This window comes from Plesiomonas sp., assembly GCF_051650925.1.
In the GTDB taxonomy this organism is placed as follows: Bacteria; Pseudomonadota; Gammaproteobacteria; order Enterobacterales; family CAMTGL01; genus Plesiomonas.
In genome coordinates, this window is record NZ_JBOFRH010000013.1 from 1 (window position 1) to 15,024 (window position 15,024).

13 protein-coding genes are annotated in these 15,024 nt (G+C 49.4%); 6 read left to right on the top strand and 7 right to left on the bottom strand.

The window, feature by feature from the left end:
- Positions 1–1,048, bottom strand: a 1,048-nt coding sequence (gene mnmD / locus ACRC27_RS00275) for a tRNA (5-methylaminomethyl-2-thiouridine)(34)-methyltransferase MnmD (RefSeq protein WP_438638788.1), incomplete at its 3' end; no start/stop codon positions are given.
- 138 nt (positions 1,049–1,186) lie between these two features.
- Here mnmD and fabB point away from each other — a divergent pair.
- The 3 genes from fabB (at position 1,187) to rhlE (ending at position 5,198) form a co-directional block, all read left to right on the top strand.
- Complete coding sequence (gene fabB, locus ACRC27_RS00280; protein WP_438631619.1) at positions 1,187–2,404, top strand: beta-ketoacyl-ACP synthase I; 1,218 nt, start codon at positions 1,187–1,189, stop codon at positions 2,402–2,404.
- A gap of 305 nt (positions 2,405–2,709) precedes the next feature.
- Positions 2,710–3,627: a 23S rRNA (guanine(745)-N(1))-methyltransferase gene (rlmA, locus tag ACRC27_RS00285; protein WP_438631621.1), complete on the top strand. Its 918-nt coding sequence runs from the start codon at positions 2,710–2,712 to the stop codon at positions 3,625–3,627.
- Between the two features lie 161 nt (positions 3,628–3,788).
- The gene (gene rhlE, locus ACRC27_RS00290) at positions 3,789–5,198 is read left to right on the top strand and encodes an ATP-dependent RNA helicase RhlE (RefSeq protein ID WP_438621624.1); all 1,410 of its coding nucleotides are present in this window, start codon (positions 3,789–3,791) and stop codon (positions 5,196–5,198) included.
- 92 nt (positions 5,199–5,290) lie between these two features.
- On the opposite strand, the gene ACRC27_RS00295 is transcribed toward rhlE, so the two are convergent.
- The 6 genes from ACRC27_RS00295 to ACRC27_RS00320 all read right to left on the bottom strand — a co-directional run bounded on the left by ACRC27_RS00295 (position 5,291) and on the right by ACRC27_RS00320 (position 9,441).
- Positions 5,291–6,454: a glutathionylspermidine synthase family protein gene (locus ACRC27_RS00295; RefSeq protein WP_438621625.1), complete on the bottom strand. Its 1,164-nt coding sequence runs from the start codon at positions 6,452–6,454 to the stop codon at positions 5,291–5,293.
- A complete protein-coding gene (locus tag ACRC27_RS00300) occupies positions 6,454–7,113 on the bottom strand; it encodes a DUF1190 family protein (RefSeq protein ID WP_438621626.1) in 660 nt (219 codons plus the stop codon). Before ACRC27_RS00300 ends, ACRC27_RS00295 begins: the two co-directional genes overlap by 1 nt.
- Before the next feature lie 11 nt (positions 7,114–7,124).
- The gene (locus tag ACRC27_RS00305) at positions 7,125–7,529 is read right to left on the bottom strand and encodes a DUF350 domain-containing protein (protein WP_438621627.1); all 405 of its coding nucleotides are present in this window, start codon (positions 7,527–7,529) and stop codon (positions 7,125–7,127) included.
- An 87-nt stretch (positions 7,530–7,616) separates the two neighbouring features.
- Positions 7,617–8,255: a YjfK family protein gene (locus ACRC27_RS00310; RefSeq protein ID WP_438621628.1), complete on the bottom strand. Its 639-nt coding sequence runs from the start codon at positions 8,253–8,255 to the stop codon at positions 7,617–7,619.
- Positions 8,256–8,342: 87 nt separating this feature from the next.
- Positions 8,343–9,041 (bottom strand): PspA/IM30 family protein, encoded by a 699-nt coding sequence (locus ACRC27_RS00315; RefSeq protein WP_438621629.1) that lies wholly within the window; start codon positions 9,039–9,041, stop codon positions 8,343–8,345.
- A 10-nt stretch (positions 9,042–9,051) separates the two neighbouring features.
- Complete coding sequence (locus ACRC27_RS00320; RefSeq protein ID WP_438621630.1) at positions 9,052–9,441, bottom strand: DUF2170 family protein; 390 nt, start codon at positions 9,439–9,441, stop codon at positions 9,052–9,054.
- Between the two features lie 612 nt (positions 9,442–10,053).
- Between ACRC27_RS00320 and pdxB the strand changes: the two genes are divergently transcribed.
- The 3 genes from pdxB to ACRC27_RS00335 form a co-directional block, all read left to right on the top strand.
- Complete coding sequence (gene pdxB / locus ACRC27_RS00325) at positions 10,054–11,220, top strand: 4-phosphoerythronate dehydrogenase PdxB (RefSeq protein ID WP_438638791.1); 1,167 nt, start codon at positions 10,054–10,056, stop codon at positions 11,218–11,220.
- A 113-nt stretch (positions 11,221–11,333) separates the two neighbouring features.
- On the top strand, positions 11,334–12,347 hold the full coding sequence (locus ACRC27_RS00330) for an aspartate-semialdehyde dehydrogenase (RefSeq protein WP_438621631.1): 1,014 nt from the start codon (positions 11,334–11,336) through the stop codon (positions 12,345–12,347).
- A gap of 252 nt (positions 12,348–12,599) precedes the next feature.
- Positions 12,600–15,024, top strand: a 2,425-nt coding sequence (locus tag ACRC27_RS00335) for a FimV/HubP family polar landmark protein (protein ID WP_438638789.1), incomplete at its 3' end; no start/stop codon positions are given.

Sequence of the window (15,024 nt, forward strand, 5' to 3'; positions counted from 1 at the left end):
CCAGTGCATCATACTGCTGGCGCGCAAAAGTGAATGCATGCGCAAAAAAGCGTGCCAGTGCATTTTTCTCACCATTGAGCAGTGGATACAGTGCCCCCTGACGATTCCCCGATGCACCTTGCGCCGCTTTTGTATCGGCGCAATATAAGGTGACTTGCGCGCCGCGCTGCATCAGAGCATGTGCCAGCAGCGCACTGGCAATCCCGCCGCCGATAATAGCAACATCCTGCAAGTGGCTGGCTTTGGGGCGTGCATAGCAGGCAGCAATCGGTGCTGTTGGTATGTGATCTGATAACGGGAATAACACTCTGTCGGCAACATGTCCGTGCAACATTTCGCGTTTATGTGCAAAGCCTTTACGACGTATCACGCTAAAACCGGCCGCTTGCAGCCCGCGACGTACAAAGCCTGCGGCGGTAAAGGTTGCAAATGTGCCTGAATCACGCGTTAGCCGCACCATCTGTTCAAACAGGGTTTGTTGCCACATATCGGGGTTTTTTGACGGTGCAAAACCATCTAAAAACCACGCATCAATACTGCGATCATAACTGTGGTTGAGTGCCGGCAGAGTCTGATTAACATCTCCAAACCATAAATCAAGCACCACAGTGCCTTGATCAAGCAGCATCCGCTGACAACCAGAGAGGGGAAGCGGCCAGTGCTGATGTAATTCATTACAGAGATCGGCCAATTGTGGCCATGACTGGTGCGCCAATTGCAGGTCAGAGATTGATAACGGAAACTTCTCAAAACTGATAAAATGCAGACGTTTTAACGCAGCATGTGGGTTTTCCATCTTGAATTGACGAAAAGCCTGCCATACTGTCAGAAAATTAAGGCCCGTACCAAAACCGGTTTCAGCAATAATAAAGGCGTGTGCTTCGTGTGAGTGCCAGCGCTCGGGCAGCTGATTCCCATCAAGAAAGACATATTGCGTCTCTTCCAGCCCATTATCGTTGGAAAAATAGACATCACCAAATTCAGAAGAGACTGGCGTACCTTGTTCGTTAAAATGCAGAGTTGCCTGTTGAATCAAAGAGTTGTTCACTGTAAGTAAACTCAAAAATGGAACTTGACGGTATTGTAACAGCACCGACCACTCGACAAAATGTGGAAAGCTGACCACTTCTCGACAACAAAACCGTTAAACTTTGGCCAATTGCAAAGCGTTAAGGATGTTTTAGGCATGAAAAGAGCCGTAATTACAGGATTCGGAATCGTTTCCAGCATCGGGAATAATAAAGCAGAAGTTCTGGATTCGTTGAAAGCCGGTCGCTCTGGTATCACTTTCTCCGAAACGCTGCGTGACATGAACATGCGCAGTCAGGTTTGGGGCGATATCAAATTAGATCTCACCGGCCTGATTGATCGTAAAGTGTACCGTTTTATGAGCGATGCTTCCGCATTTGCTTATCTTGCAATGCAAGAAGCGATTACCGATGCCGGTTTGAGCGATGAGCTGGTCTCTAATGACCGTACAGGTCTGGTTGTCGGTACCGGTGGTGGTTCGCCACGCAATCAAATTGCTGCCGCTGATGCTATGCGCTCACGCGGTCTGCGTGGTGTTGGCCCGTATATGGTGCCAAAAACCATGACCTCAGGCGTTTCAGCTTGCTTGGCAACGCCGTTTAAAATTCGTGGTATCAACTACTCTATCAGTTCAGCCTGTGCGACATCAGCACACTGTATTGGTCATGCGGTTGAGCAGATCCAACTGGGTAAACAAGACATCGTGTTTGCTGGTGGCGGCGAAGAGCTTGACTGGTCAATGGCGATGGAATTTGATGCCATGGGTGCACTGTCAACCAAATATAATGAAACACCAGAGCTGGCTTCTCGTACTTATGATGCAGGCCGTGATGGTTTTGTTATCTCTGGCGGCGGCGGCATGGTCGTGGTGGAAGAGCTGGAGCATGCGCTGGCACGTGGTGCGAAAATTTATGCAGAAATCGTTGGCTACGGTGCAACATCAGATGGTTACGACATGGTCGCACCGTCAGGTGAGGGCGCAGTACGCTGCATGAAGATGGCAATGCACGGTGTTGATACCCCAATTGATTACATCAATACCCACGGCACATCTACTCCGGTTGGCGATGTAAAAGAGCTAGGTGCAATTCAAGAGATGTTTGCTGGTGATGCTTGCCCAGCTATTTCAGCAACCAAAGCGATGACCGGCCATGCGCTGGGCGCGGCGGGTGTGCATGAAGCTATTTACAGTCTGCTGATGATGGAGCACAGCTTTATTGCGCCAAGCATCAACATTGATCAGCTTGATGAGCAAGCAGCAGGGCTGAATATCATCACTGAAACTACCGAGCGTGAGCTGACGACTATTATGTCAAACAGCTTCGGTTTTGGCGGTACCAATGCCACACTGGTGATGCGTAAATTTAAGCAGTAATGATTTTACTGCTGATCTTATGACAGTTGCGCCGTATATGCGCGTTATGATGCTATCAGCAAACCATTAATTAAGATGGCATGATAACGGAAAATATAAGCCTTATACGGCAGACATCATATATTGCATCGCATACACTGGAAAAATAGCCTGAGTTTCTCAGGCTATTTTTTTGTCTTATTTTTCTCTGCATCCCACCCATGTAGCGCTATTATCAATAGCCTCGGTATAGCGTTGCTCGATATACTGTCGTTTTCGCTTGTCACTTTTGCCTTGCTTACCCGATGTTGTTGTTAGGATTATCTATGTTGCGTGCTTTAGCTTACCAGTGCCCTCTTTGTCACCAACCCTTGGCACAAAAAACGGTGCAAAATAGTCAGCAGTGGTGCTGTGCTAATCATCACCAGTTTGATTGTGCCAAAGAGGGCTATGTCAATTTAATGCCGGTACAGCATAAACGCTCGAAAAATCCGGGAGATAACAAAGAGATGATGCAGGCGCGTCGCGCATTTTTAGATGCCGGATATTACCAGCCGTTGCGCGATAAAGTGGCTTCTCTATTAGTAGAGACATTACGGGCAGATAATCAGCCGCAAGACGACCGTGCGTTAACGCTATTAGATATTGGCTGTGGTGAGGGGTATTACACCTCTGCATTTGCTGATGCGCTCTCTTTACCGCAGGCTGGAGTAGGCCAAGCGGCGTTGGCCACTGATGCCTCTTTATCCACCCGTGTCATTGGGCTGGATATCTCGAAAGTGGCGATCCGCTATGCAGCCAAGCGTTACCCACAGTGCGATTTTTGTGTCGCGTCTAGCCAGCGTTTGCCGTTTAACGATCAGAGCCTTGATGCTGTGGTGCGTATTTATGCCCCCTGTAATGCCGCAGAGCTGGCACGCACGCTCAGAGAGGGCGGAATTGTGATTACCGTTTCACCTGCGCCGCGCCATTTGTATCAACTCAAAGAGCAGGTTTATGGGGATGTGGTGCTGCACCCGTGTGCAGATGAACACCTTGATGGTTTTACACTGGTTGAAGATCTGCGGTTATCGTACCCGATGATGCTCAGTGGTTCAGCAGCCGAAGCCTTGTTACAGATGACGCCGTTTGCTTGGCGTGCGGCTGAATCTGTGTGGGAATTTTTACGGGCTCAGGATCAATTTGCCTGTGAAACGGATTTTGCTGTACGGGTACACCGCCGTAACCGTGTGCTTTGTGATTAAACTCACATCAAAGCCGATCCTCTGCTACAATCCCCCCCCTGTGGTACGCCTCGGTCTGTACCTCATGTTGGCGTAGGCAATTTGCCGCGCCCTGATAATGAACTCAGCAGGAGACCGACCCGCAATCATTGTGGGAAGCTGAGTTCGGGAGCATAATTTTTATGTCTGTTGAAAACATGGAATCATTTGATTCTCTTGGCCTGTGCGATGAGTTGTTACGCGCAGTTGCTGAACAGGGTTATAGCCAGCCCACCCCGATTCAGCGTCAGGCCATTCCGGTGGTGCTGCAAGGCCGCGATATTATGGCCAGCGCCCAAACGGGAACAGGCAAAACAGCAGGTTTTACCCTGCCTTTATTGCAGCAATTAAGCACGCAGCCGCAGCCTAAAGGGCGTCGTCCTGTGCGGGCTCTGATTTTAACTCCAACGCGTGAGCTGGCCGCTCAGGTGTGGGAGAACGTACGCGAGTACAGTAAATACCTGCCAATCCGTTCACTGGTTGTGTTCGGCGGCGTGAGCATCAACCCGCAGATGATGAAACTGCGTAGTGGTGTTGATGTGTTGGTAGCAACACCGGGTCGTTTGCTCGATCTGGTACAGCAAAATGCAGTATCACTGGCAAAAGTTGAAACGCTGGTGCTGGATGAAGCCGATCGTATGCTCGATATGGGCTTTATCCATGATATTCGTAAGGTTTTAGCTTACCTGCCAAACAAGCGTCAGAACCTGCTGTTCTCAGCAACGTTTTCTGATGACATTAAAGGTCTGGCTGATAAATTACTGAAAAATCCACAGCTTATTGAAGTGGCTCGCCGTAATACCGCTTCTGAGCAGGTTGAACAGCGTGTGCATTTGGTTGACCGCAAGCGTAAGCGTGAACTGCTGTCATACCTGATTGGTAAAGATCAGTGGCGTCAGGTGCTGGTGTTTACCCGTACTAAGCACGGCGCAAACCATCTTTCTGAGCAGCTTGAGCGTGATGGTATTACCTCAGCAGCAATTCACGGCAACAAGAGCCAAGGTGCTCGTACCCGTGCACTGGATGATTTTAAATCCGGTAAAGTGCGAGTACTGGTTGCAACTGATATTGCTGCACGGGGTCTGGATATTGATCAGCTACCGTATGTGGTGAACTTTGAGTTGCCAAACGTGGCTGAAGACTATGTGCACCGTATCGGCCGTACTGGTCGTGCCGGTTGCGAAGGTCTGGCATTGTCGCTGGTTTGTGTTGATGAACACAAATTGCTGCGTGATATTGAGCGCTTATTAAAGCGTGAAATTCCAAAGCAGGCGATTGATGGTTTTGAGCCAGATCCATCAATTCGTGCTGAACCGATTGCCAATGGTCGTCAGGGTAATGGTCGCGGTCGTAGCGGTGGTCAGGGTCAGGGTAATGGCCGTGGTCGTAGCGGTGCAGCACCGCGCCGTGAGGGTAATTCAGAATCACGTAGCAGCGGCCCGTACTCTCAAGGCCCGTATGGTAATGAAGGCCGTCCGCGCCGTGATCGTGATGCGTCAGCTTCTGATCGTCGTCCAAATAGCGGTCAGCCACGTCGCCGTCCGTCAAACTAAGCGTATACAGAGTCAGTGATGTTTCACTGACTTTGTAATACAAAAAAACCGCCGCAGTGTAAGCTGTCGGCGGTTTTTTTATCGATTAAGAGCTACCCGATAATCGCATGCGGTAAATAGCGGGAGAGATCTTGGGTGATCAGTGAGGCATCTTCGCGGATCGCAATCCCCGCGGGTTGATCATCAATTAGCCAACTGCCAATCAGGGTATAGTTATCGGCAAATTTAGGCAACGGATGATAGGCCTGATAGATCATGCCCTCATCACCATACGGGCCATCCACCTCATACACCGTTTGGTTATTCTGCACGATACTGATATTTGCCCCTTCACGGGAAAATAGCGGTTTGACCACGTAATCTGTCAGTGCTGATTTGGCCGGATCATCGGAGAAATAGGAGGCTAACAGGTTTGGATGATGCGGAAACAGCTTCCACAGCATTGGCAGCAGAGCTTTATTTGAGATAATCGATTTCCACATGGGCTCTAACCAGTTCACCTGCGCGCTGTGCAGATGTTCGGCGTAGCCTTCACGCATCATAAACTCCCACGGATAGAGTTTGAACATCCATTCGATAATCTGATCATCGCTATCAGTAAAGCGGCCGTTTTCGCCTAGGCCAATCTCTTCGATAAACACGAATTTGGTGTTTAGCCCGGCTTCTTTAGCGCAGTCTTCCAGATATTGCACTGTCCCGCGATCTTCTTCGGTATCTTGGCAGCAGGTAAAGTGCAAAGTATGCGGGCTATTCGGTGCAAGCTGATGAAACCGCTGGATTAGCGCATCTTGTACCCGATTGAATTGATCACTATCACGCCGTAACTGGCCGCGATCGACATTATCTTCTAGCCACAACCACTGCCAGAAAGCCGTTTCAAACAGTGAAGTTGGGGTATCGGCATTATTTTCGTACAACTTGGCCGGTGATTGGCCGTCGTAGGCCAGATCAAGCCGTGAATAGAGGCTAGGATCCCGCCGGTGCCACGAATCTGCAACCTGTTGCCAGAGAGGTTGGGGGATTTGAAAGCGACGCAGCAATGCTTCATCACGCACCACCTGATCAACAACCTCAAGGCACATTTGATGAAGCTCTTGAGTGGGTTGCTCTAAATCCTCTTCAATTTGTTGCAGACTGAATTGGTAGTAGGCGGTTTCATCCCAGTAGGGCTCGCCGTACATGGTATGAAAACCAAAACCAAATTCGGCGGCCTGTTGTCGCCAATGTGGTCGCTCTTTACAGGGTATTCGAAACATTATCCCCCCCAGCTGCGGCTGGAGCTGCTGCTTTTTCCTGATGAGTAAGAGCGTGAGCTCTCTTTACTGCCCCAGTTTGATTTCGCTTCAACTGTTGATCCAAATCCACCGCGTGAAATGGTGCGGGTGGTGGCAGGTTTGGATTTCAGCGCATTATTGTCGAGCACAACGCGGCTGTTACTGCCAGCTTTGCCATAACTGTAGCCGTCTGCCGTTGTCCAAGAACCGTAGTTACGGTTATTAGGGTTTTTCGGGGTAAATACCGGCACATTGCTGTAACTTGGCCGACCACTGTTCATCATTTTGCCGAACATATAGCCTGCCATCATCGGCATAAACCAATTGGTACCGGGTGATTGTATGCACTGTCCTGCACCAAACTCGGCATTACAATCGGCTGCTGAGTTATATTTAGGGGCAGTTTTTGCTGCCTCTGCCAGTGCATTTTGGTATGCGCTCTGGCACTCAGCGGCAAGTTCTGGGTTTTGGTTGATGCAATCAGAGAGATTTTTAAACACTTCCGCTGAAATTTGTGGTTGTGCTTCTTCGCCGCACCCTGCCAGCACCAAACCAGCAACCGCTACCGACAGCGGGGCAAGGTTAAACGGTCGCCAACTTTTGCGTAGTTTTTCCCGCAGAATTGTCTGGCTGCGTTTCATTCTGCTCTCCTTTAATAAGTCATGCAGGCTGCGTTGAGCAAACCAACAGAGATAGACATGCTCGCCATTAATATTGCCGCACCGGTTTCATTATTGGTGATGCGTTCGGCAAAGCTGGGCATAAAACCAAAGCGCACAATCAAGAAGGCGATGACCTGTGCCAGCATTGCCACTATTCCCCAGACGATAAAATCAAACACACTGACAGAGTTGCTGGCGGCACTGGCAATCGCCAGACTGTAGCCGATAAATGCACCTGATAGGGTAATTGCGGCGGCAACATTTTTCTCTTCTTTGACCAGCGTCCATTCATCGTAAGGGGTGATTTTTACGTAAACCCATTTGAATAGCATTAGCATAAAAAGAGATGCAAAAAAGTAGAGAGCAAATGATCCTAATCCTGACAATAGTGACACAGAGTCCTCCTTGGCACAGGGTTAATTCTAACAACACACTCATCGTGTTAATGGTGCACAGTGTATGGCATACAGGGTATACCAGTCTTAAATTACACTAAAATCACTGGCGGTAAGGTTTATTCCGGTGCTGATCACTAATGCGCGCTCTTGATCGTTAAAGATCTGTTTCTCTTCGCCTGAGATCATCACAAATTCATCAACACTGTCATTGGCTTGGCGCTGATACAGCATAACAAATTGGTCGGTTTCAGCAGGAAATTGTGTACCGGTACTCCAAGTTTTCTCTGTCATCGCAACAGGGCGTTCATTATGCCAAACTTTACTGAACTGCTCACCTTCCAGCTCCCATGTGGGTTTGACTATCTCTTGTGCGAGGGTTTGATCCCACTTGGTTTGCGTATCAATGGCACAGGTTTCGTAGAAATACCATAATTTGACATCAACGACGTCTATATCTTGTGTTCCGCCTTGTTGCAGCACTTGCACAAAGCCATCGTCATCCGTGTAGAAACGCAGTAGGCGGCTGTTATTATCAAGCTGTACCTCGCCGACGGCCTGAATAATTTGGCTGCGTGCTGCGCCTTCAAAAATCACATGCGGTTCAATCAGGCGCAGAGCCAAATCATCAAATTCAATCGCGCCACCTAAGCGTAAACCCAGCACTTCGGGGGCACTTGGCGCAGCAGAAACTGGGGGTGTTTTTTTCTTAAACCAGTCAAACATACGGTGGTTTCCTGACAGGTAAATATAGTCAAAAGCCCAGACGGTGCACGGCACTGACTGGGCTTGGGTTAGCAAGATGATCGCGTATTAATTGCCGTTTTTACGCGCCATAATACGGGCTAGTTCATCTTTTGCCGAGCTAGTAGGTGCACCACCAATACCGGCTTGCTTGAGTTTAGCCTGTAGTGCATCACCACTTTCTTGAGCATGTTGCTCACTGGCTGCTTCCAATTTTGCCTGCTGCTCTGCCTGCTTTTGCTTAATGCGATCGAGCGATTCTACCGCGGTGCGCATTTTAGAGTTTGCACCCACATTACGGGCAGAAACAGACGCTTGTGCTTTTTGGACTGTTTCAGTGGCTTTGACCATATCAACTTGCTGTTCGAGCTGGCGCAACTTCTCTTTTGCTTGCGTGATATTGGTACGCAGGGTCGTTTCTGAAGTGCCAAACTGGTCAAGATACTGCTGTTCGCTCTCTTGCTCACTGCGCAGTTTGCTGACACGCTCTGCGCACTCAAGCGCCAGCGTCTCTTCGCCTTTTTCCATTGCAGTTAGGGCATGTTGCTCATATTCATTAATGCTTTGCTCAAGCGTTTGTACTTTTTGCTCGGCCAATTTTCGTTTTGCAACAATGGTAATTAGTGCGTTATCTGATTGGCGTAACTCATCTTTTGCTTCACGGATCTCTTGATCCAAAATACGTAAAGCTTGGCTATCGGCAATGCTCTCTGCCGTTTCGTTCACGCCACCTTTTACTGCGGTAAATAACTTCTTCCAGATACTCATTGTTGTTCTCTCACTTCAAATAATCGTCATAAAGGTCAATAAATGCCGCAATATTGCGGAACAAGGTGGCAATCTCAGCATCGATATTTTCATAAGAGGAGTGAGATGAAAGCGCACCGAATGCCATGTAGTACTCAGCGTTATTAATCGTACTGATGGCAATGGTTGATAACGGGAACAGCTGGTGTGTGCGCAGTATTGTCGCATTCAGACCTGCAATATCGGCCACCTGCTCAGTGCTAAACAGCAGGCTTTCAACTAAAATTTGCTCACCAGAGATAGCCAGATACGCTTCCAACCCTTCATCATTACGGATTAACAGCGTGTCAGCATGTGCTTCAACATCCCAGCCAGTATGTGCACTCAGGCGTTGTTGTAAATCAGCGTATTGCCATTTCATCGTCGAGATCCTTACCGGTTATTTGGATACATCCATCTAAAAACCTATTCCAGTAGTACTATTTCAGTTGCCATTTTTATCTCAGGCATCTGCTTGCCATCATCACATGTTGTGTTTTTACGCGCAGACCGAGACAAAATGAGCTGCACAATACATTCAAACATTTATTGGCGTTTATTCAGTATCTATTGGGATAGGCTCTACGCAAGTTAATAGCGTTGCTTCTTTTGCCTATGTTGTGTTTTGCCAACGTTGTGGCAAATTCACGAATACCTTTCTCTATGACACTGATATGGTGGCGCAGTTCAGGTATATCAACCGTTTCTATATGACGATTTTGCATAACGAGACTATCGCCAAGAGAGTTAAGATTTACATTTACGGTGTGAACTGTACATACATGGTGACATTCTGCTTTTTACTTGCGTATTTATCAGTGTGATATGCTGGAAATGCGTGAGTTAATAACATTAACCACCCAGACGATTATCGGGTGATATTTATTGCGAAACGATAGCCAGTGGTTTCCACTCAATGCTATGGAGTGTTTTTGTGAACAGTACTTTCGTGAACGATATTTGTATAAAGAGTACCGGTGTAAACAGTGCCAGTATGAATGATGCTGCGAAAAATCCGCAGCTCAATCTCAATATTGTTGTTGATGAAAACATGCCGTATGCGCGTGAGTTGTTCGGGCAGATTGGGCGGGTGCATCCGGTCGCGGGTCGGCCAATGCCAACTGAGGTGCTGACAAATGCTGATGCACTGATGGTTCGCTCAGTCACGCAAGTTAATCAGGCCCTGCTGCAAAAAACCTCGGTTGGGTTTGTTGGCACGGCAACTGCAGGTTTTGATCATGTGGATACCGCATGGCTGGCTGAATCTGGTATCGGCTTTTCGTCGGCTCCCGGTTGTAATGCGGTTGGCGTGGTGGAGTATGTGATCTCCGCACTGCTGATACAGGCAGAACAGTCAGGCTTTTTACTGCAAGATAAAACCGTGGGTATTGTCGGGGTTGGGAATGTAGGCTCACGCTTACATCAGCGTTTACAGGCGTTGGGCATCAATACGCTGTTATGCGATCCACCGCGTGCCGCGCGTGAAGGGGGGGCAGAATTTGTTAGTTTTGAGCATATTGTTGCCCATGCTGATGTGCTGACTTTTCACACCCCGCTGATTAAAACAGGGGATTATCCGACGCGGCATATTGTCAATGCTGATGTGTTGGCCGCGCTGCCCGATGGCTGCATACTCATTAATGCCGCACGCGGCGCGGTGGTCGATAACCAAGCACTGCTTAACGCCATGCAGCAGGGGAAAAAACTGCATCTTATTATGGATGTATGGGAAAACGAGCCACAGATTTTACTTCCTCTGCTGCCGTTTGTAGACATTGCTACCCCGCATATTGCCGGTTATAGCCTTGAAGGTAAGGCGCGCGGAACTGCGCAAGTGTTTGATGCGTATTGTCAGCATATCGGCCATCAGGCACGTGCCGATTTGCAGACTCTGCTACCACCGCCAGATATTGCGCACGTGCAGATACAGGGCGAAATTGATCAGGCGTTACTGATGCGGCTAGTTCATCTGGTCTACGATGCTCGGCGTGACGATGCCCCTTTACGGCGTGGCGCGGCGCTCACGGGTGAGTTTGATCGTCTGCGTAAACACTATCCTGAGCGGCGCGAATGGTCATCACTGACGGTCTGTTGTGATAATCTGCAGAGCGTACAATTCCTGCGCAATATCGGGTTCTCGGCCTGCGTTGCCGAAAAATAGCCGTGACCATCAGGCCGTAGCATCGTATCATGATCGATCGTTGATCCCCTTAAATCGGGGTCAACTAGAGTATAATCGAATATCAAAAGTCAGCGAAAGCCGCGGAGAACAGCATGAATGAAGGTTGGAATATCGCCATACTAGGCGCGACGGGAGCGGTAGGTGAAGCACTACTGACATTGTTGGGTGAGAGTGAATTCCCTGTTGGTCAGATTTACCCGTTAGTTAGCCGCGCCGGTGATGCCGATACCGTGCTGTTTAAAGGCAAAAATATCGCCTTACAGTCGGCTGATGAGTTCGACTGGGCAGAGGCACAACTGGCCTTTTTTGTTGCCTCAGCAGAGGCCAGCGAGCGCCATGCCGAGCAAGCGGCCGATGCCGGTTGTCTGGTCATTGACAGCAGCGGTCTGTTTGCCCTTGATCCGTCAGTGCCATTGGTTGTACCGTCAGTAAACCCGCATGTGCTCGCCGAATTTCGTAACCGCAATATCGTCGCAGTTGCCAGTGCGCCGGTATGCCAGTTGCTGACCGCAGTGAATCCGCTGATTGAAACCGGTGCGCTACAACGCTTGAGCGTGACCAATCTGCAATCCGCCTCGGCGCTGGGCAAGCATGCAGTTGCTGATTTGGCAGGGCAGGCAACACGTTTGCTGAACGGCTATCCGGTCGAGAAATCGATTTTCCCGAAACAATTGGCCTTCAATATGCTGCCGAGTGCAGCTCGCGTTGATAACGAAGGCTTTGCACGAGAAGAGCGCCGTCTGGTTGATGAAACCCGCAAAGTTTTGCAGGATGATATGCTGCCTATCGTTGCACAGTGCGTACAAACTCCGGTTTTTTACGGCAATGCCCAGTCAGTAACCGTAGAAACAGACTTCCCACTGAATACTCACACCTGTGCTGATCTGCTGCGCGACAGTGCTGATTTAACGCTGATGGAAGAGGGTGATTTTCCTACTCAAGTCAGTGATGCCAGCGGCGTTGCGCACCTGAGTATCGGCTGTTTGCGTAATGATTACGGGTTACCGCAGGCCGTACAGTTTTGGTCAGTGGCCGATAACGTCCAGTTTGGCGGCGCGATGATGGCTCTGCAAACCGCAGAGCGTCTGATAAACGAATACTTGTAATAGAAATATACTCGTATTTGTGCGGGCTTAAACAAGCCCACTGCATACATAAAACCTGAAACAGACACTATGCTGGAAGTTAACGCTTCCGGCATATTTTTTGCTTGCTATTCGGCAAGCGTTGGAGAAATGCCAAAATATAGGCTTAATGGCTAACAGGTAGCACAATCTGCTGATAATAACGGCAATTTTGTGGCGTACCGAGTGGCCATTTTCAACCAACATAGATTTTGATGCGAGAGGGTATCGGTTGTGACCACCACGAAAATAGCGCGGTTTATTGCAATAGCGGTTTTATCCGGCACAGTCCTGCCGGTTGGCGCTTATCAAATGCCGGTCGTCGGGCCGGACAGTGCTCCGCTTGTTGCAACATCAGCACCAGCACGGCTGACACAGCCAGCGCCGATTCCGCACACTACCCGTACTCGTACTCCGGCAACTTATGGGCCGACTCGCAGCAATGAAACACTGTGGTCAATTGCTAGTCGGGTACGCCCGTCAAATCAGGTTTCGGTGCAGCAAACCATCGGTGCACTGTATCGCCTCAACCCGTCGGCTTTTGAGAACAATAACCTGCACGGGCTACAGGCCGGCAGCCGGTTACGTATTCCAACGCTGGCACAAGTGCGCGCCGAACGTACCTCGGTTATTGCCTCACGTTTAGATCGTGAAAAACCGTTGTGGGAAGCCTACAGCCGTGAGAAAAATCAACCTCAGCAGGCCTTGAACGCCGCACCCAATACTGCGGACGCAACAAACACGGCGTCATCCCCAAAAGCGCAAAGCAATAGCCAGAACAATAGCAAAACATCATTGGGGGATGCACAGCAGCCTTCAGACTCGTCAGCAACAAAGAGTACACTTACCGGCTCTGGTAGCACCCCGGTTACCGACATAAACAGCACGGCTACAGCTGCTCAGGAAGCGCTTACACCTGCCGTAACTTCATCTGAAATAGCCGCTTCTGCAGTTGTGCCAGTAATGACAACACCTGCAACCACGACTGATAAATCGGCCGGAAATTTGGCTGATCGTTATCAGCAGGCGAATACCGGAGCATTAACCACAGGAACAGCCACCACTGCGGGCAATACCACGGAAGAAAACACCACAGTACCTGCAACCGCATCAACAGCTGTACCCGCCGTTTCTGCTGTAAAAACACCAGACAATACCGTGGTTGATAAAAAAGTTGTCGGACAGGGCAGTGCCAGTGCCGTTATCCCACTGACTGTTGCCGCCAGTATGGCAACCCGTGCGCTGGAAAATCCGTCAGAGGATCAAACCGCCAGTGGAAATACAACGTTATCGCCACAAGCTGCACAGCCTAATGGCGTAGGCGGTAGCCCAGAAGAGCAGCTCAAACATCTTCGTCAGCAGCTTGTTGAATCAAATGCCGAAATTACCCTGCTGGCTGAAAAAAACCTGAAACTGAATAATCAGGTCAGCGCCCTGAGTATTGAGATGAAATCTTTGCAGGCGACACTGGCTGAAGGGGAGCATTTCCGTCAGGAAGCCGCAACGCGGTTGACGCAGGCTGACTTGCAAGCAAAACAGTTGGCTGAGTTACAGGTCAAATATGACAAGCTTGAATCATCATCAGCATCACTGACTTATCAGATGGCCAAAAGTTGGCCGGTTGCAATTGCAGTCGGTGTGATCCCGCCGACCATTATCGGCTTCTTACTGTGGGTCTTGTATCGGGTTCGCCAGCGTAAACAGCAGGACATGCTGTCACAAGCATTTGAAGAGCATAAAAGTAAAACCGTACCGTATCCTGACAGTGTTAATTTATTGGCGGAAGAGACTCCAGATCTGAACCGTTCAGATGAGCTGCTGATTGACCCTGACTGGAACGCGATTACCGCCTCAGATTTGAGCGAACACAGCAGCTCTGATGCTACTGTGGTAGGTACGCCGTTAGCCGATGCGACACAGGAGAGCAAACCGGGTACTGAGGCTAACTCACATACGGTGCTACTTGATGATTCTTTCACTGCCTCTGTGCCGGATAGTGAACTTACTGACACCGATGCGCAGACCTTGCCTGAACCGCCATCACTGTTTGCGGGGCTGGATGAGTCTATTTATGCACCTTCAGCCTTGCAGCCGGAGACCGATCCTCTGTCATCAGAAATGGAAGCATCGTCAGAGGCTCATCCAGCATCGGCTAAGGCAAATAAGTCTGATGGTGCGTCAGAGAGTGCGTCTTTCCCTGAAGCGGCTTTTGAATCGGCAATGTTAGCGCCGAAAGCACAGGAAAGTACGGCAGAGAGTCAGACTAACCACGAAAGTCAGGAGCTGGCCTCACTGGTTGATAATGATTTAGCGCACGGTGATATGCTCGGTGGTGAGCAAAATCTTGAGTTGGAGGATGATATCGTCAATGTCATGTTATCCACCCCGACACGTCAGCACGGCTCACCGCTGGATCTTGATGATGATGTGCACTTGCTGGCTGACAGCAATGATGATACCGATTCAGTATTACTGCTCAGTGATGAAGAGTTGTTTGAGTCTGCTCTGCCGTTGCAATCTGAGTCAGCCAATCCAGTAGAAGCAAGCTCTATTCCTACCGCGGTGTCTGATGCTTTGCCTAATTCTCAATCTGAAGATCTGACATCGCCTCTGTCTGACGCTGTTCCCGCACCGATACATGCGCCTGCGGTTGGCAATA